This is a genomic window from Lacinutrix neustonica (assembly GCF_026625145.1).
Lineage (GTDB): Bacteria > Bacteroidota > Bacteroidia > Flavobacteriales > Flavobacteriaceae > Lacinutrix > Lacinutrix neustonica.
The window spans coordinates 1,880,814-1,897,259 of record NZ_CP113088.1; the positions used below are offsets into that span (position 1 = coordinate 1,880,814).

A 16,446-nucleotide genomic window follows, 5' to 3' on the forward strand; every position below is an offset into this window, starting at 1 on the left:
AAACCAAGATGCTGTAATTCCATTTGAATGTATTACCAGGGCTGAACGCTTAAATGATAACGTGTTAAAACTCCTTAAAGAGGCAGGCTGTTACCGTATTTGGATTGGTGCTGAAAGTGGCTCTCAAAAAATAATTGACGCCATGGATCGACGCGTGGATGTCGATGTGGTAAAAGAAGCCATACAAAAAACAAATGCTTTAGAAATAGAAACAGGAACATTTATCATGGTAGGGTACCCTGGTGAAGACGCGAAAGACATTAGTAAAACTGTCGCATATCTTAAAGCTGCAAACCCAACTCACTTTACCATTACCATAGCATATCCAATAAAAGGAACCGCTCTATATAAAGACATCGAAGGGAAAATAACCACTAAACCTGACTGGGAAACCTCTACCGATCGAGACATTGATTTCTCCGGAACCTACGCTAAGAAATATTATGATTTTGCCGTAAGATACATTGTAAACGAAGTGAATTATAATAAGGAATTACTCAAAGGAAGAGAACGAAGCTTGGTTACTGCTTTAAAATTGAAAACAAAATCAAGGTTAGCACAAACTGGTATGAGACTATATAAAAGATAATGGATTTAAGCCACAGCATCCCTGAAAAAAAGGTCTATTATTTGACGCCTGAAAACACTGCTTTTTCAAAATTTTATCTCGCGGCTCGGGAAAAAGAACAACGTCTATTGACAGATGCACAAGTGATAAAACTGCCTCATATCGACCTATATGAATGGAAGCTTCGCAAAAAATCTACTATGCGGTTTGTAAACTATATTGCTAATAAAAATAGGGGATTAACTATCTTAGATATAGGTTGTGGGAACGGTTGGTTTTCTAATAAAATCGCAACGATATCTAAGAAAAATGAGGTTATTGGTTTAGATGTTAATCGTGTAGAATTGGAACAAGCAGCTCGCATTTTTAATAAGAAAAATTTAAAATTTGTTTATGCAGATTTATTTAAAGTATTCGACCAATTTGAAAGTCAATTTGATATCATTACTCTCAATGGAACGATTCAATATTTTGAAAATTTCACAGTATTAATAGGGCTTTTAGTCTCTTACTTAAAACCAAAAGGAGAAATTCATCTCATTGACAGTCCATTCTATGAGGCTTCAGAAATTCCACTAGCAAAACAACGTACAAAAAAGTATTATAACGACCTTGGCCTTCCTGAAATGGCAGAACAGTATTACCATCATAACATCGACTTGACGAAAGATTTTCAACTTTTATATAAGTACAAGCGAAACCTCTTCCATGCTATACTAGGCAAAAAAGATTCACCATATTCATGGTTGTGCTTGATAAAAAAATAAACAAATGAAACATAACAAATTATTAAAAAGATTACTTATTGTAGGTGCTTCGTCTTTCATCCTACTTGTCTTTGTTGAATTTACCCTTTCCTTCTTTCAACTCATTCCTTCAGATTACTATACAATGACCCCAAATTCTGGTTTTACATGGAAAATTGACTCTAAAGAGATAACAGGCATTCATCAAGATTCTGAAGTTTCGTTTGATGCATTGGGCGCAAGATCAATTTCAAAATATCAAGATAAAGAACACAAAGTTGTAATTTTTGGCGGAAGTACTACCGCTTGCTTTGCCTTAACCCAATCAAAAACCTGGCCCGCATTATTAGAAAATAAATTAGGCCCCTCCTATTGGGTTGGAAATTTTGGAAGACCAGGAAATAGTAGTAACCACCATATATTGCAGTTTGAACATATTCTTAATAAAGAAGCACTAAGTAATGTACATACTGTGCTTATTATGCAAGGCGTTAATGATTTAGTTGGTTATTTAATTTCATCCGAACAATATATTAATTCTCCAAAACCTAAATTAAAACGCATCGCCTTTCAACATCTTCCGGATGGGAATCTTCCTTTTTATAAGAAATTTACTTTATATAAATTGGCACGAAGAGCAAAGAAAAACATTTCTTTTTATTTTAATCACAGAGACTATTTAACAAAAACAGTACAAGACATCAAATCGTTAAAAAAACAGTCAAACATTATTGATACATTACCCAATTTGAAAACTGGCTTGAATCACTATGAAAAAAATATTACCCAACTTATAAAACGTGCTAAGGAAAAAAGAATCAATTTAATTTTCATAACACAAGCGACCATGTGGAAGCCCAATTTAGAAAAAAATATGAGGATTTGATGGTTACCAGTGGTTTTGCAAACAATGAGGCTTTTTATAGTACCAACGCTTTTTATAAAGGGATGGAAGCCTTTAATGAACGTTTAAAAACGGTTTGTGATCGAAATAATATTGCTTATATAGACTTAAAACTTCCTAAAACGACGGCGTCTTTCTATGATGATTTTCATTTTAACGAATCTGGTGCGTTATTAGCCTCTGACCAAATCTATCAAGCGCTAAAACCATTGCTTAAACACTAATTTTGTAATATGAATAAGTTACTAATAGGTTCATTCCATTTTCTAATGTATAGAAATAAGGAATAAAAAAATGTATCATACGATAAGTAAATGTATTATGTGAACCGATAGCTTTGTTGAAACGGATCTCTATCAAAAAGTAACGACTAAGCTAACTGCTGCTTCTTAAAAAAAGCATCTACAATTCTCTTCTCAAAAGGAACATTGAAATATTTGTATTTACAACGCCATCTTGCTAATAACTGCAACGGTTTATAAATGACTTTCTCGGTTAGAATATCCTAACCTCATATAAAATTTAAACTTTTCAAAGAAATCATATTTTTCATCACTTACCCATGGTCCTACTGATCCTACAAAATCAAAATCTGCCCACTCCTGAATGGTTTGAGGGAGTACATACCCTTTTTTTACAACATCATCGGTAATTTTAGTACCTGGATAAGGTTTAAAATAAAATATTGGAGTTTGGAAATTAGGATGCATACTATTTAATTGATGCGCTACTTTAACAGTTTCTACTATGCTCTTATCTGATTCTTCAGGAAAACCAACAATAAAAGGAAATTGAACTGCAATGCCTAAATCTCTACATCGCTCAGCACACATAAATACTTGCTCTAGCTTTATGTCCTTTTTTAACCAATCCATCATTTCTTGCGAACCAGACTCTACACCAATTAGTAAACGGCGCAATCCGAATCTTTACAAATCTTAAAGTCTTCTAAAGTTAATCTAGAACCTTGATCTGCACGCATAGTTGCGGCCCAGGTAAACTTGAGTTTCTTTTTAATAATTAATAGAGAAATTTCAATAACTCTATCCCTGTAGGTAAAGTAGGTTTCATCTTGTAGGTTAACATCAGTAAATTTATATTTATTGTAAAGTTCCTCTAATTTGTTTACCATTATTTCGGGAGAAATAGCTGTCCATTTTCTATTGTAAACAAATGGATCTGCACAGAAACTACATCTAAAAAAGCAACCTGTAGATGATATGTAATCCAATTGTCGTCGTCCCTTTTTTTCAAAATATTTTTCTACATCAATTAAGTCATAATTAACTTCAGCAAAGGCATCCATTTTAACAATGGTTCTTGGTGGATTTTTTATTATATCACCTGTATTATTTCTATAGCATATACCTTTAACCTTAGATAAGTCTTTGTCAGACTCATAGGTTTCAACAAGATCTTTGAAAGTATCTTCTCCTTGTCCCTGAACTGTAACATCTATACATAATTCATCTTTTAATGTTTGTTCCGGAAATAAAGAGGTATGCCAACCTCCCCAAATAATAGGAATATCTTGTCTAAGGCTTCTAACCGCCTGTGTTATATCTAAGGCGTTTCTTATTGGTCTTCCAGTTAACGATGTCACACCAAAACAAAGCGCTTCATTAATATGTTCTTTAATTACTTTTATTGGATCTTCTTCAATACGACCATCAACTATAATAACTTCATATTTTTTTTGATCTAAAATAGAACCAATGGCTAATAAAGCTAATGGCATGTCATAAAAAACAGCTACTGGATTATATAAAAGAATTTTTTGCCTTTTCAAATTTGGAGTTTTTTAGCTAAGATAGTTACTATTTAAAAATTTGAAACGACATTAGTTTCTTTTTGTGCAAAAGATATTGAATAGACACCTTAAGAACACCAATACCATAGGTCGTGCTGCGGCTAAAATTAATAGAAGAACTTTCACTAGAGTAGGTGGTCGGACAAGTAATTTCAGCGATTTCAAAACCCTTATTAAAGATTTGACATAACATTTGATTGTCAAAAATGAAATCGTTGGAATTGTGTTCCAAACTCAATGCAATTAATACCTCTTTAGAAAAAGCCCTGAATCCTGAGTGGTATTCGGATAATTTTTGGCCTATAAGTATATTTTGAAATAGCGTTAAAAAACGATTGGCAATATATTTATAGACAGGCATGCCGCCTCGCAACGCACCTTTACCTAAAATTCGAGAGCCCGTAACCACGGGATAAACATCATTAGCAATCAAATACGCCATAGAATGAATCAATTTTGGGGTGTATTGATAATCCGGATGTAACATAATAATTATATCGGCCCCAAGGGACAACGCCTTTATATAACAACTTTTCTGATTTGCGCCATACCCCTTATTTTCGTCATGTTTCAAGATATAAGTGATGCCTAATTCCTTTGCTACTAGAAGTGTTTCATCGGTACTGTTATCATCCACTAAAACAACGTCATCAACAATATCAAAAGGAATTTCATTGTAGGTTTTTTGTAAAGTTTCCGAAGCATTATATGCAGGAAGTACAACGATTATTTTTTTGGTGTTGATCATGGATTTGGGGTTAATGGTACTAATAATGCAAAAAAAAAGGGTATTTTATTATGATGGTCAATTTAACAACTATATTTATATGCGCAAAACAAAACGAGCATTGAAGTTACAAAAACTCACCCCTTCTTTTTACGAAAACTTAACACTTTTTGGCATTCCACTACTATTTGTTTTTCTCTTAAAAATAGCCGGCTTTGATGGTTTATACGGTCAAGATTCTTATGAATACTTGCGCTACACAATTGCTATTCAAGACTACATTGTCGGCGGAGAGCATCCGGGCCATTATTTTTGGCCCGTATTATATCCAACCTTAGGAAGTGGTCTTAGTTTTATTATGGACAGTGCTTTTGCTTTACAATTAATAAGTTGTTTAACTTTTTCTATCGCCAGCTTATATGTGTTAAAAACAATACGATTGCTGTATTCCAATTCAAGAGTTACGTTTTTATACGTCTACATTTTTGTCTTGTTAAGTCCTTTTTTATTAAAAATGAGCTTAATTGTAATGTCTGATGCCCTAGCATTGGTTTTTATCGTGCTCTCCTTCTATTTCTTTTTTAAGTCCTACTATAAAAAAACAAGTTTAGCGCCTGTTTTTATTTTCGCGACCTGTGCGCTGATGACACGATATGCATCCCTTTTTGTTACCTTTCCTATCTTAATATACACCTTGTATTTAGTGATCAACCGGAGGCAATTTCAACAACTTTTTATCGCCATTCTATTAAGTTTCATCGTTGCCATTCCATTTCTCATTTTTCAATGGGCTGCTTTATTTGAAGCTTCTTCAAATTATTTTTTAAAAGTGTGGTCCGTATCAAATTATTTTAAATCAAGTTATACGACCGAAGATGGCACACAGCATTATCTGTTTCCTAATTTACTGCACACGTTTTATCTTTTTTTTCATCCTGGATTCCTTTGTATTGGTTTTTTTCTAAGTGCAATTACCTTGAGAGATTACAAAACACGTATTACTTTTCACCAAACGATACTGATACTTTGTAGTGCATTATACATTTTGTTCTTGGCAGGAATTCCTTTTCAAAACCCACGCATTCTCGGCTTAGTATTTCCATTGGTGTTGATCTGGTTCTTTCCTGCTTTTCAAAAACTGATGAATATGGCAATGGTTAAAGCCTTTTTTACACCTCTGAAAATGGCTTGCATAGGATTGCAAGTCGCTTTTTTTACCATGACTTTCCACCATATATTTTCACGTACGCTAATTGAAAAAGAAATAGCAACCATGATTACACCCTATCAAGGCAAAACTTTATATAGTTTTGATGTCGATATGGCCATGCAAGGTCGCGGATTAGACTTTAAATTTAAAAACATGTACACGGCGCGTTATTATGATTTCAAAGAACAGGATTTGATTTTATTTGATCCCGCCCGTCATAAAGTGCAATGGAAAGATAAAAACCCTATGTTGAACTGGGAGTTTATTAAAGAAAATTATGTCTTAGAGGTATTAGAAACACATCCGGAAGGATGGAAATTATATCAAATTCAATAGTATGTTTTGGATACGTATAAAATACCGTTTAGGTTTATTCTACAAAACAGTCTTATTCAAACTAGGTTTTGGAAAAATATTATTAAAAAACAGGTATGGTGAACGCCTTTTGTTGTTTCACGGAATTGATACCAAAGGCGACACCCGGTACAACAGTCGTTTCATCTCAAAACTATTTTTTGAGGCACTTATTAAGCATATTGTGACGCATTATAATGTCGTTTCATTGGATGATTACTATCTAAAAAAATTCAAAAAAGACACTTTAAACATCGCCCTTACTTTTGATGATGGTTATTTAAATAATTACACATATGCTGTCCCTATTCTAGAAAAATACAAGGTTCCCGCATGTTTTTATATTACAACAGTTCATGAAAACACACCTTATCTATGGACAGATTTTATAGATTTGGTCTCGTATTACACCAAGAAAGAGAAAGTTGTTTTTAAAGGCGATTTGTATGAGAAAAACGCCAAAAACGAATTTATTTGCCATGGCGTTTCACTGAAAAATGTAGCCAAGAGAATGCCATACAAAAGTATTAAACTGATATACAAAATTTTTGAAAATGATTGGAAAAACCTACCACCTAAACACCATGAAACGTACTGGAGACTTATGAATGCGGAACAAATCAGGTACATAGCCAACCATCCATTATTCACTATTGGTGCACACGGTGAAACACATGCTAGTTTAATTGACATCCCGCTTGAAGCTGCTAAACATGAAATTTCAAACAGCAAAAAACAACTCGAAACAATTTGCAGGCAACCCATTACAGAATTTGCTTTTCCATTTGGTTTTTACAACCATGAAATAGCTAATTATTGCGAAGAGATTGGCTTTGAACGCTTATTGTTAGTTGATTATAACACAAAAGAAGATACTAAAAAGCAAGCTTTCAAAAATAGATTTGTCATGAATCCCTATCTCTCTTTTGAACTCCAATTGGCATATTTATTAAAAGGGTCATACTTTTAAACCATGTGGGATAAAGATACGTATCAGCTAAAAAAACTCGAAGAGAATGATTTTCCTTTTGTCAAAGAATTGCTTTGGAAAGTCTTCAGAAAAAAAATTTCAGTCACAAAGTTAAAACATAAATACGATGCTACTTATCCGGGTTTGGAGCAAGTCAGTACAATTGCGTATCATGGAAAAACGCCCATCGCTTTTTACGGTGCTATTTTACAGCAGTTTAAAAAGAATAATGAAACAATAATTCTTGCACAAGCTTGTGATTCCTCTACTTTAGAAAAGTATCAGGGTAAAGGATTGCACTTTGAACTGGCCAAACTCTCATATGAACTAATGTCTAAACAAAATGTCTCTTGTGTGTATGCTTTTATGAATGAAAACTCTTACCGCAGTACAAAAAAATTAGGGTGGAAGGAACATAACCACATGCTGCGTTTTCATTTTGAAACCCCTACGTTTCCCGCAGCAAAAGCTTTGAACAAATTGAATTACAACGATTTATATGGATTGTTTTTTAAAAAAGAGGCTTCTAATCAAGCTCTTAAAGCGTTGAATCCAAAGCACAATGACACGTTTCAACAGGTATTTACTAAAACCTTTGTGAGCTATAAAAATAGCTTTAAAAATCATTATTATATTGAAGAAGAGAACTGCGTGTTTTGGGTAAAAATAGAAGGTGTCATGCATGTAGGATTATCTTACGCACCTTCTAACGTTGCATTACAAAAGGCATTAATAAAAATAAAACGAAAAGCCGTTTTCTTGGGGATTTCAGAAATACTCTTTCAAGTAGATTCAAAAGCAAGTTTAGCTAGACAATTAGCGACTATTACTGCACCTAAAAAATCTTGGTACGTGGGGTATTTACCTTTTAAAAGGCCTATGGATTTAAAAGACTTTATATTTACCTACTCAGATTTAGACACCTTCTAAACATGCATATTCAACTCAAAAATCATACCTTTCAGATTGATCCGGGAAAAAATAAGCACTTTTGGATGTGCATGAATTCCAATAATTGGGAACCCCACACATTTGCTATTTTTGATTATTTCATAAATGAAAAATCGGTGATATTAGATGTGGGTTCCTGGAGTGGTATACTCTCTCTTTATGCTGCAAAAGTAGCCAAAGAGGTGCATGCCCTAGATCCAGATCCTGTGTGTTTTAGTGAATTAGAAACAAATGTGGCCTTAAATCCAGCGCTTTCCGAGAAAAATTAAACTGCACCAAACGGCCATTTCAAATAAAAAAGAAACGCTATGCTTGTCGGCCGGAAAGGCCTACGGACAATCGTCTAGCAGTATTTTAGAACGGAAACGAGACAAAGTACACGCGTTTAAGATAGAAACGATTTCATTGTTTGATTTTTTAGAAAATGAGCATATTCAACAGGTAGATTTTATAAAAATGGATGTAGAGGGTGCCGAATTTAAAATTTTACCAACTATAGGGGAAGCGCTTAAGAAAACAAACTACCCAACGTTATATGTGTCTTTTCACTATAGTTATTTAAACGAAAACTTTTATTGCAAACATATCGCTTCCGGTTTTTTAAATAAAGTATTCATGCGACTAGAAAATACCTTTGGGTTTTCATTGTTTAAAAATCGAATTCGAAAAGAAATAGCAAATTCATATAACGATTTAAAAGCTTATACATACATTTATAGAACAGACGGCACACAGATTTCATTTAAACATTTAGAGCGTAAGCCCGAATTGATTAAGGATACCGATTTAGTATTTAGCAATACTAAATGGAAACCTAAAAAAGAATAACAAAACGTCTTGCAAATGTACCTCGAGAATTAGACTAGATATGTTGAATGAATATCTTTTAATCTCAATACTGCACGATGTCATATTATGGAAAACAAAAGTCAACATATCGTTTTTTTAACCCCTGGTTTTGCGGAGTCTGAAGAAGATTCTACCACAATTCCCGCATTACAAGTATTCTTAAAAGCGTTGCGAAAGGCATTGCCTGAAGCAAAACTGACGTTACTTACCTTTCAATTTCCATTTACTAAAAAACGATATGACTGGCATGGTATTGAAATCATTCCACTCAATGGACAAAGCAAAAAAACAAAGAAATTTTGGGTTTGGAAAAAGGCCTTGAACACATTGAAAAAAATCCATCAAAAAGACGAAATTGAAACGATTCACAGCTTTTGGATTGGCGAATGTTCAAGTATTGGTGTTCGATTTACAAAAGAACATTCAATTAACCATGTTGTTACCGTGATGGGCCAGGATGCTACAGTCGTAAATTTTCATGCAAAAAACTTGTTACATTCTAAGGTACGAATCGTGACGCTTTCGCAAAATCATCAAGCGGAATTATTAAAAACTTACAACTTAGATTCCATTATTATTCCATGGCATCTAGATGTGGATTTTTTTCCTGAGCTTCAAAAAAACACGATTGACATTTTAGGCGTTGGCTCATTGAACACCATCAAGAATTATTCAGATTTTATAAAAATTATTTCAACAATAACCAAAACATATAAAAACCTCAAGGTCGTTATCATCGGCGATGGTACTTTACGAAATGAATTACAAATACAGATTCGAAGTTTAGGATTGATGAATACAATTACTTTACTGGGAAAGCGCTCTAGAAAAGACGTTTTAGAGAAAATGGCCCAATCCAATATACTATTACACACCAGCCATTATGAATCTTTCGGTTTTGTGTTTTTAGAAGCCTTGTATTCGGGCATGCAACTTGTTTCTTATAACGTTGGACTGGCAAAAGCATCGCAACATTGGAACGTTTGCCATGATAAGCTTGAGCTCATTGAGGCTTGTAAAAGCGCGCTCTTAAAGTCAAACAAGACTAAAAACCGGATTCTTATGAGTAACAGACAGGAGTCCATAACAGCCTACTTAGCCTTATATCATGAGTAGACTACTTACTATAGGAATGAATACTATTCGGGGCTTCGCTAACCCTGCGTTTAATTTTCTAATTGTAATATTTGGAGTGAAAATCTTCGGAAAAAATGATTGGGCCAGTTTAATCAATGTTATGATTTGGGTGTTTTTCCTAACCTTTATTCTTGGATGGGGAAATCGTGATCATCTTTTACGGGAATACAGTAAAGCCCCAGGAAAAATGTATGATGCCTTTTTTAGCAATTTACTATCAAGAAGCCTGCTTTTACCCTTAGCGTTATTATTGTTTTTATTTTTTCCTGTACATATTGCCTTATGGGCAGTACTACTCGTTGTCCTAACGTTTGCCTATGCATCATTAAGTACCCTAATAATTTACTACCAAAACTTTAGTGCACAATTGCTTGCAGAAGCGGCGGCTTTTATCATTATTTTCGGAAGTGTTTTTTACTTTGAGACCTTTGATTTAGAAATTTTTTTAATAGTATATACCATTGCAATAGTAACGAAATTAGTAGTTTTAACTGTGCAAATGAATTTTTGGAAAGAACAATTTTCAGCAACACTTTCCATTCAAGAATTTAAATCTGGTTTCCCTTTTTTTGTTCTCGGCTTGAGTGGTTGGCTCATGTCTAAGGTAGATATTTATATCGTAGATTTCTACCTACACCAATCACAACTCGCTGAATACCAATTATTGATTACGGCTTTTTTAATGCTGCAAGCCTTGGCTTCGTATATCACAATCCCCTTTACAAAACATATTTATCGTGTTTCTGATAAAGTCGTACAAAAGATGAAAAACAAACTCTATACTGCTGCTTTGCCATTGACAAGTTTTGGTGTTTTTAGCATTTGGATTATACTGGAGAAATTTGTTAAACTTGGATTTACTTATCATTATTATGTGCTTGGCAGCCTTATCGCTTTACCCTGTTATTTCTATACTTTAAATATTATGGAACTTATAAAGGCGCATAAGGAAAGTACTATTATTTACATCAGTCTCTTTGGATTCTTTATAAACATTAGCTTGATTTTTCTTTTAATAGAAACCTATGAAATTTTAGGGGTTTTAATAAGCGTTTGCATCACCCAATGGATGATGTTATTAGTGTATAAAGCTCTTAAGACAACTGCTCTTAAGACAACTGCTCTTAAGACAACTGCTCTCAAGTGATTCTTAAATGGTTATTGAATGGTTATTGAAAGCAGCAAGCTTTTACTGAGTCATAAGCGTTTTCCTAAAAGAAATAGCACCCAATCTTTTTTGGCCATTACTCATTATTATGTTGTAAAATAAATGGTCATTATTTTTTCTTTCGAAAGACATTTAAAACTTTACTCATAAAATCGTCATTCATCCCTAACTCACTTTTGAGCCAAGTATATATAGCAATCATCTTTTTGTCTAACCAAATAAAAACAGCCTTGAAACCATCATTTGGACGTGCTCGGTAATTGGTAGCCTTGCGTTTAAAGGCACCGACCTTTTCTTCCGTAAAATAATATAAAGCGATTGATTTTCTTGTGATACCATCTCGACATTGAATGGGATCTGGAAAGCCATGATACGAATCTTCATCTGTATTAAAGATGACGATTCTATTAAAAATGGGGTCAATTTTGACAACACATTTAGACATGTCCCTCTCCCATAGTTCTAAGGCTCCCCCATAGGAGTCTTTCCAGTTTCTATTTAAATATATAAGCACATTTACCCGACGTCTCCATGCTTTTTGATGTGGGTGAACAGTGAAATCTGCATGAATATTTAAATATCCCCCATGTTCACTTTGATGTATACCACCCCCTTCTATTGTTGTATCAGGTAATAGGTTAGGAATACCCGTTAAGCGTTCTAGATAACTAATAAATTCCGGAGAATTAAACTCTTTAATAATGCCATCACGAATAAATGCAGGAATTAATTCTAGCTTATTCAGTCCATGCTTTTTTTCATTAAAGTGTACATAATGAATCCAGCCATCATCTTTAATTTTAGGAAACATTTCAAGTGCTTTTTCGGCTGCAGCGACTTCTAAAAAACCATCCTTTACGATATGTGGATACGGTAATGCTTCTTGATAATTTTTGATATCAGTCCCTAACGTTTTACTCCAGTGTGCATAATCAAAAATCATCAAATACGTCCCTATTTATTTAGGATATAAATGTAAACAAAATATAGGATTCGTTTGCCTAATGATTAAAGCTTCTCTCAATTTTCCTTTTTTAGAAATACAACCGTCCAATTTTTTGTTTGTTATACATTTTTAGTTTTTTTTTGTTTAAACTTCATTTATGAAATTCATTCGCCTTCTCTTGATTAACCTCGCAGTCCTATCGGGACTTTTATTAATTTTAGGTCTGATGGCGTATTTTATGGAGGCCAATCGAATAAAAGCCTTTTTTACCTTTAAGCAACCCAAGCAAGCTCAATACTTTATACCTGACTCCACTGCTATTTTCATACACAAACCGAATATCATAATTTATGATCATTGGGGAACGCCACAGCAACAAATGTCTACAGAACGGCGCACGAATAATTTTGGGTTTCGTGAAGACGAAGACATTATAGAAAAGCAACCAAACGAGTTTCGCATATTGGTAACAGGCGATTCACATACAGACGGGGTTTTAAAACACAATACCCAATCTTTTATCAACCTATGGGAAAAAAAATTAAACGCGTCGGACAGTACAAGGTATTATAATTGCATTAATGGTGGTGTCGGCTATTATACGTTTCGTAACTATTACGGCTTTTTAGAGAAATATAAAACGTTGAAGCCTGAAATTTTTGTAATCAATGTCTTTACAGGAAACGACTTTCGTGAAGCGGCCATTTTTGAAGATGATCGTACTAGCGTTCCCAATGTATATAGAAGTTTGAGTATGCGTGTTTGTAGGAAAATACAATCAAAAGCACAGAAAAGTATTCCTTACAATCAGGGTTTGGAACAAATTCTATTCTATAAATACTTTCCGAGAAGAGAAAAAACGTACACTAGCTCTATCAAAACAATATCTTTTGAAGATTAAACACCTGTGCGAAGCAGAAAATATTCGATTGATCGTTACTTTATTACCTTCTAAAATAGATGTGAATCCCGCTTTTCGAAACTATGTACAAGAATTACATCATTTGGATGATGAAACAATAAATACAAATGCGCATTTGAGTAACGCATTATCCAATTGGTTAAATGAAGAAAACATTGAATACTTAAACTTACAACCGGCATTAGAACGCGCTACCGAAAAAGTTTTTTGGGATCAAGATTTACACATCAACACGAATGCCCATAGCATTATTGGTAAACTATTATATAAAAACATTTCACCGTTGTCGCATTGACAGTAAACAATTTACATACTAAAAAAACCTCAGCGCTTATTTATAACCTTTTTATATAACGTCGCATCTCGCAGCAAGTACATTTTTCCCTTACCTGGTAACCAACGCGTATAGTTATAGTCTTTAATCACTTGGTCTTCTTTATTGGGTTTAAAGACCAAGGTATAGATAGGCGTTACATCTTTCCACCATTGCTCTTGCTCTTCAGAAAAATGGTACCACGTAACAAATTCGACACCGCCTTGAATATGATTCTCCGAAACTCCGAATCCATAAGGCCATTAATTGCATTCCAGCGAACGCGGTTCCACGATAAATAATCGTGTGTCGCACAAACTGAGAACCAAGTAAGGGCACCTAAAAAACCAAATGCCATATATTGATACCAAAGTTTTGGGATTTCCTGAGAATTCGCAGCTAAAAAAACAATGGCAATAGGAAATAACGGTAGCAAATAGCGATCGTACACCCCTACCAACAAAAACGGTGTGAGGTACACGGTAAAAAACACAAACGACAATAATACGATTGGAGAAATTGTTATTTTATTAAATACAGAAACCACCATGCCTCTGATGTGAAAAAGAAGTGCAATACTTGAAAACACCCCAATTGTGGTCACGATTAGCCAAAATAATTCGGGTGCATGTGGCGCTGGACTCGTCGTGAAATTTCCAGCATGATCATGGAGTGTGGTTGGACCCACACCAAAATCAATCCAAATATTATCTAAACTGGGTAACACTTTCCCTATTTTAATTAATATGCTGGTAATAAGTACCGTCCAAATAAGCGCCCAAATTTTATAACCTTTAAACGTATATCGACTGATATAAAAAATTGATATAGGTGCCAATAAGAACCCGATATAAGCCAAGCACCGAAAAAAATAGGATAAAATTAAAATAATTAATTTTATATCTATATTTCTAATGCTTTCCAGTAATAATTTAAACTTAGAATTATACCGTTCTTGTAACAAATCATGGGACTCCATAAAATAGGAAAAAAGCATGGCAAAAATAATGAGAACAAACAAAGGTGACATGGCTTTAGCTATGTTTTCTAATGTTCGCTTTTTCGTTAAGAGTACAGTAATCAACCAAACTACTGGAAAAACCCAGGCCAATTGACGTATTAAAAAGGCCCAACAGCAAAAGAAAATAGCCCAAAATATAGAGTGCCAAGACTCTGTTTTTATGGCTTTAGCATAAAAATAAAAACACCAAATAGTCATGCAATAGAAAGGAACATCGGTCATAAACGAAAACGATAACGATAAAAATATTGGATTCATCATGCATAGAACCGTTCCAAACAAGTTCATCCAGCGCGAAACACGAGCAAGTTTAAAGAGTTCGTAAATGCCGAGAATAGTTGCAAATCCCATCAACAGCGTTGACCAACGCAAAACGGTAAACGAAAAACCAAATAGCTTGGTAAAGAAATAGCCCCAATAGACATGACCTACCAAGGTCATTTCTCCCCAATTGTAGAGTTTTAAATACCCTTCTTCACGAAGCGTTTTAACAGATTTTCCATAACACCAATCGTCGTTTAATGGGAAATCACCCATAGGATTAATAATAGCAATAATTGCCAACCATAAGAGCAATAAACCGAATTGGTCTTGGTGTTTTTTAAAAAATCTAATCATTTTTTATAGTAGCTAAAATAGGATTCAATTTGCGCCTTCGCAAAGGCGTTCCCTGCTTCGCTCCAATGCCCGTCACATGATAAAAATAAGGCCTCATAATCTTCCGTAGAAAGATTTTTGGTAAGGGGCAACAAGTCTAAATATTCTACACCCATAGCATCACAAACACTTTTTAATTGTTTGCCAAGCGGATTTTTTCCATGTCTACGATAGGCTTTTATCTCCTTAAATATTGGAATAGTATATACCATTACCGGTCGCTCCCCCGCCAGTTTTTTAATGGCTTCTAGCGCATAGCGCATGCGATTGAATTGCTTCTCAGAATAATTAAAATAGCTGGGAACTTTAGAAGCTGCTAGCAGCTTATCATCAGGGATGGTCTGCACTTTTTGAATAGCACGTACATACCGATACATGTTATAGGAATAAGTGAAATTCTTTAATACCTTATGGATGAACCCTTGCTTTCTTGGACGTGCTTTCGATTTGTGAATACTATCGGTATAATACACCAATTCATAGTTGGGATACGTTCCATCTAAAAACGGTTGGTAGCGATCGCCACCAACACGTAAATTTATTTCGTAATCATCGTCAATAAAATCGTTTGAAGGTAAAAGACTCACTAAAACGGCTTCGTGTTTATACTTGCGCGCCAAAGTTTTATACAACATCATGTACTGCGTAGGGCCAAAATTTCCAGCCATACCATAATTCAAGTGTGGAATACCGGTTTCCCTTTCAAGCAAATTCGTCAAACGATCTTCTTGACTAACACCAATACCCTCGATAAACGAATCCCCTAAAGCCACCACTCTTTTAGTTTCGCCATTTATTTCTCGTTCTTGGTCACGAAATCCTTTTGAATTAGACTCATAAACCACATCAAAACAATATTTCTTCTGTCGATAGCTCGCATTTGGTAAATGTATTGTACCAAAATCTTCATTTAAATCAAACCAAAAATGCTGTGTATTTTGAAATGTATAGGTGGGTAACTCTATTTTGATTTCAGCAACACGAATGTAGATTGACAATACAGTTTCGAGTAAAAAAAACGTAATTCCGAAGATGAGTATTAGATTTTTTATTAGTTTAATGATCTTGTTTTTGAGCAAAGCGTATCTTTTGGTAATTTGATCTGATGGAAACAAATATACAGCCTACGGGATAAGATTCTTTATTAGTCTTGAAAAAAATAGATTTACCTACTACTTGATGTATATTTATCA

19 protein-coding genes are annotated in these 16,446 nt (G+C 34.2%); 13 read left to right on the forward strand and 6 right to left on the reverse strand.

Translation table 11 applies throughout. The features are described from left to right. Positions 1-31 precede the first annotated feature (31 nt). The 4 genes from N7U66_RS10335 to N7U66_RS10350 are packed head-to-tail and all read left to right on the forward strand — an operon-like array spanning position 32 to position 2,442. Positions 32-589, forward strand: a complete 558-nt coding sequence (locus tag N7U66_RS10335; protein WP_390886651.1) for a B12-binding domain-containing radical SAM protein — start codon at positions 32-34, stop codon at positions 587-589. Next, positions 589-1,335, forward strand: coding sequence for a class I SAM-dependent methyltransferase (locus tag N7U66_RS10340; protein ID WP_267678408.1), 747 nt, complete (start codon positions 589-591; stop codon positions 1,333-1,335). Before N7U66_RS10335 ends, N7U66_RS10340 begins: the two co-directional genes overlap by 1 nt. Positions 1,336-1,339: 4 nt before the next feature. After that, entirely contained in the window at positions 1,340-2,200 is an 861-nt protein-coding gene (locus N7U66_RS10345; RefSeq protein ID WP_267678409.1) for an SGNH/GDSL hydrolase family protein, read from the forward strand. Next, positions 2,197-2,442, forward strand: a complete 246-nt coding sequence (locus N7U66_RS10350) for a hypothetical protein (RefSeq protein WP_267678410.1) — start codon at positions 2,197-2,199, stop codon at positions 2,440-2,442. The genes N7U66_RS10345 and N7U66_RS10350 overlap by 4 nt, the downstream gene beginning before the upstream one ends. Positions 2,443-2,694: 252 nt before the next feature. Here N7U66_RS10350 and N7U66_RS10355 read toward each other — a convergent pair whose 3' ends face one another. The 3 genes from N7U66_RS10355 to N7U66_RS10365 are packed head-to-tail and all read right to left on the reverse strand — an operon-like array spanning position 2,695 to position 4,776. Next, positions 2,695-3,138 (reverse strand): hypothetical protein, encoded by a 444-nt coding sequence (locus N7U66_RS10355; protein WP_267678411.1) that lies wholly within the window; start codon positions 3,136-3,138, stop codon positions 2,695-2,697. Then, the gene (locus tag N7U66_RS10360) at positions 3,123-4,007 is read right to left on the reverse strand and encodes a B12-binding domain-containing radical SAM protein (RefSeq protein WP_267678413.1); all 885 of its coding nucleotides are present in this window, start codon (positions 4,005-4,007) and stop codon (positions 3,123-3,125) included. The genes N7U66_RS10355 and N7U66_RS10360 overlap by 16 nt, the downstream gene beginning before the upstream one ends. A gap of 28 nt (positions 4,008-4,035) precedes the next feature. Further along, on the reverse strand, positions 4,036-4,776 hold the full coding sequence (locus tag N7U66_RS10365) for a glycosyltransferase family 2 protein (protein ID WP_267678414.1): 741 nt from the start codon (positions 4,774-4,776) through the stop codon (positions 4,036-4,038). A 79-nt stretch (positions 4,777-4,855) separates the two neighbouring features. Between N7U66_RS10365 and N7U66_RS10370 the strand changes: the two genes are divergently transcribed. From N7U66_RS10370 to N7U66_RS10400, 7 genes are all read left to right on the forward strand, one after another. Further along, positions 4,856-6,301 carry an ArnT family glycosyltransferase gene (locus N7U66_RS10370; protein ID WP_267678415.1) on the forward strand — a complete coding sequence of 482 codons (1,446 nt, stop codon included), beginning with the start codon at positions 4,856-4,858 and terminating at the stop codon, positions 6,299-6,301. 1 nt (position 6,302) lies between these two features. Further along, entirely contained in the window at positions 6,303-7,289 is a 987-nt protein-coding gene (locus N7U66_RS10375) for a polysaccharide deacetylase family protein (RefSeq protein WP_267678416.1), read from the forward strand. A gap of 3 nt (positions 7,290-7,292) precedes the next feature. After that, positions 7,293-8,219: a GNAT family N-acetyltransferase gene (locus tag N7U66_RS10380; RefSeq protein WP_267678417.1), complete on the forward strand. Its 927-nt coding sequence runs from the start codon at positions 7,293-7,295 to the stop codon at positions 8,217-8,219. Positions 8,220-8,221: 2 nt separating this feature from the next. Further along, positions 8,222-8,509: a 50S ribosomal protein L11 methyltransferase gene (locus tag N7U66_RS10385; RefSeq protein WP_267678418.1), complete on the forward strand. Its 288-nt coding sequence runs from the start codon at positions 8,222-8,224 to the stop codon at positions 8,507-8,509. A gap of 43 nt (positions 8,510-8,552) precedes the next feature. After that, positions 8,553-9,068 (forward strand): FkbM family methyltransferase, encoded by a 516-nt coding sequence (locus tag N7U66_RS10390; protein ID WP_267678419.1) that lies wholly within the window; start codon positions 8,553-8,555, stop codon positions 9,066-9,068. 87 nt (positions 9,069-9,155) lie between these two features. Further along, positions 9,156-10,205 carry a glycosyltransferase family 4 protein gene (locus N7U66_RS10395; RefSeq protein WP_267678420.1) on the forward strand — a complete coding sequence of 350 codons (1,050 nt, stop codon included), beginning with the start codon at positions 9,156-9,158 and terminating at the stop codon, positions 10,203-10,205. Continuing rightward, positions 10,198-11,373: a lipopolysaccharide biosynthesis protein gene (locus N7U66_RS10400; protein ID WP_267678421.1), complete on the forward strand. Its 1,176-nt coding sequence runs from the start codon at positions 10,198-10,200 to the stop codon at positions 11,371-11,373. The genes N7U66_RS10395 and N7U66_RS10400 overlap by 8 nt, the downstream gene beginning before the upstream one ends. Before the next feature lie 130 nt (positions 11,374-11,503). Here the strand turns inward: N7U66_RS10400 and N7U66_RS10405 are convergent, their stop codons facing one another. Further along, positions 11,504-12,337 carry a 2OG-Fe(II) oxygenase gene (locus tag N7U66_RS10405; RefSeq protein ID WP_267678422.1) on the reverse strand — a complete coding sequence of 278 codons (834 nt, stop codon included), beginning with the start codon at positions 12,335-12,337 and terminating at the stop codon, positions 11,504-11,506. A gap of 160 nt (positions 12,338-12,497) precedes the next feature. Here N7U66_RS10405 and N7U66_RS10410 point away from each other — a divergent pair, with 160 nt between their 5' ends. After that, positions 12,498-13,241 (forward strand): hypothetical protein, encoded by a 744-nt coding sequence (locus N7U66_RS10410; RefSeq protein WP_267678423.1) that lies wholly within the window; start codon positions 12,498-12,500, stop codon positions 13,239-13,241. Next, positions 13,231-13,557 carry a hypothetical protein gene (locus N7U66_RS10415; RefSeq protein ID WP_267678424.1) on the forward strand — a complete coding sequence of 109 codons (327 nt, stop codon included), beginning with the start codon at positions 13,231-13,233 and terminating at the stop codon, positions 13,555-13,557. The genes N7U66_RS10410 and N7U66_RS10415 overlap by 11 nt, the downstream gene beginning before the upstream one ends. A gap of 175 nt (positions 13,558-13,732) precedes the next feature. On the opposite strand, the gene N7U66_RS10420 is transcribed toward N7U66_RS10415, so the two are convergent. Further along, positions 13,733-15,214: a glycosyltransferase family 39 protein gene (locus N7U66_RS10420; RefSeq protein WP_267678425.1), complete on the reverse strand. Its 1,482-nt coding sequence runs from the start codon at positions 15,212-15,214 to the stop codon at positions 13,733-13,735. Next, the gene (locus N7U66_RS10425; protein ID WP_267678426.1) at positions 15,211-16,251 is read right to left on the reverse strand and encodes an SGNH/GDSL hydrolase family protein; all 1,041 of its coding nucleotides are present in this window, start codon (positions 16,249-16,251) and stop codon (positions 15,211-15,213) included. The genes N7U66_RS10420 and N7U66_RS10425 overlap by 4 nt, the downstream gene beginning before the upstream one ends. Positions 16,252-16,446 lie beyond the last annotated feature (195 nt).

Coding starts and splice junctions, on each gene's coding strand:
- N7U66_RS10340 (WP_267678408.1), top strand. CDS start 589: ATGGATTTAAGCCACAGCATCCCTGAAAAAAAGGTCTATTATTTGACG.
- N7U66_RS10345 (WP_267678409.1), top strand. CDS start 1,340: ATGAAACATAACAAATTATTAAAAAGATTACTTATTGTAGGTGCTTCG.
- N7U66_RS10365 (WP_267678414.1), bottom strand. CDS start 4,776: ATGATCAACACCAAAAAAATAATCGTTGTACTTCCTGCATATAATGCT.
- N7U66_RS10370 (WP_267678415.1), top strand. CDS start 4,856: ATGCGCAAAACAAAACGAGCATTGAAGTTACAAAAACTCACCCCTTCT.
- N7U66_RS10375 (WP_267678416.1), top strand. CDS start 6,303: ATGTTTTGGATACGTATAAAATACCGTTTAGGTTTATTCTACAAAACA.
- N7U66_RS10380 (WP_267678417.1), top strand. CDS start 7,293: ATGTGGGATAAAGATACGTATCAGCTAAAAAAACTCGAAGAGAATGAT.
- N7U66_RS10385 (WP_267678418.1), top strand. CDS start 8,222: ATGCATATTCAACTCAAAAATCATACCTTTCAGATTGATCCGGGAAAA.
- N7U66_RS10395 (WP_267678420.1), top strand. CDS start 9,156: ATGGAAAACAAAAGTCAACATATCGTTTTTTTAACCCCTGGTTTTGCG.
- N7U66_RS10400 (WP_267678421.1), top strand. CDS start 10,198: ATGAGTAGACTACTTACTATAGGAATGAATACTATTCGGGGCTTCGCT.
- N7U66_RS10405 (WP_267678422.1), bottom strand. CDS start 12,337: ATGATTTTTGATTATGCACACTGGAGTAAAACGTTAGGGACTGATATC.
- N7U66_RS10410 (WP_267678423.1), top strand. CDS start 12,498: ATGAAATTCATTCGCCTTCTCTTGATTAACCTCGCAGTCCTATCGGGA.
- N7U66_RS10420 (WP_267678425.1), bottom strand. CDS start 15,214: ATGATTAGATTTTTTAAAAAACACCAAGACCAATTCGGTTTATTGCTC.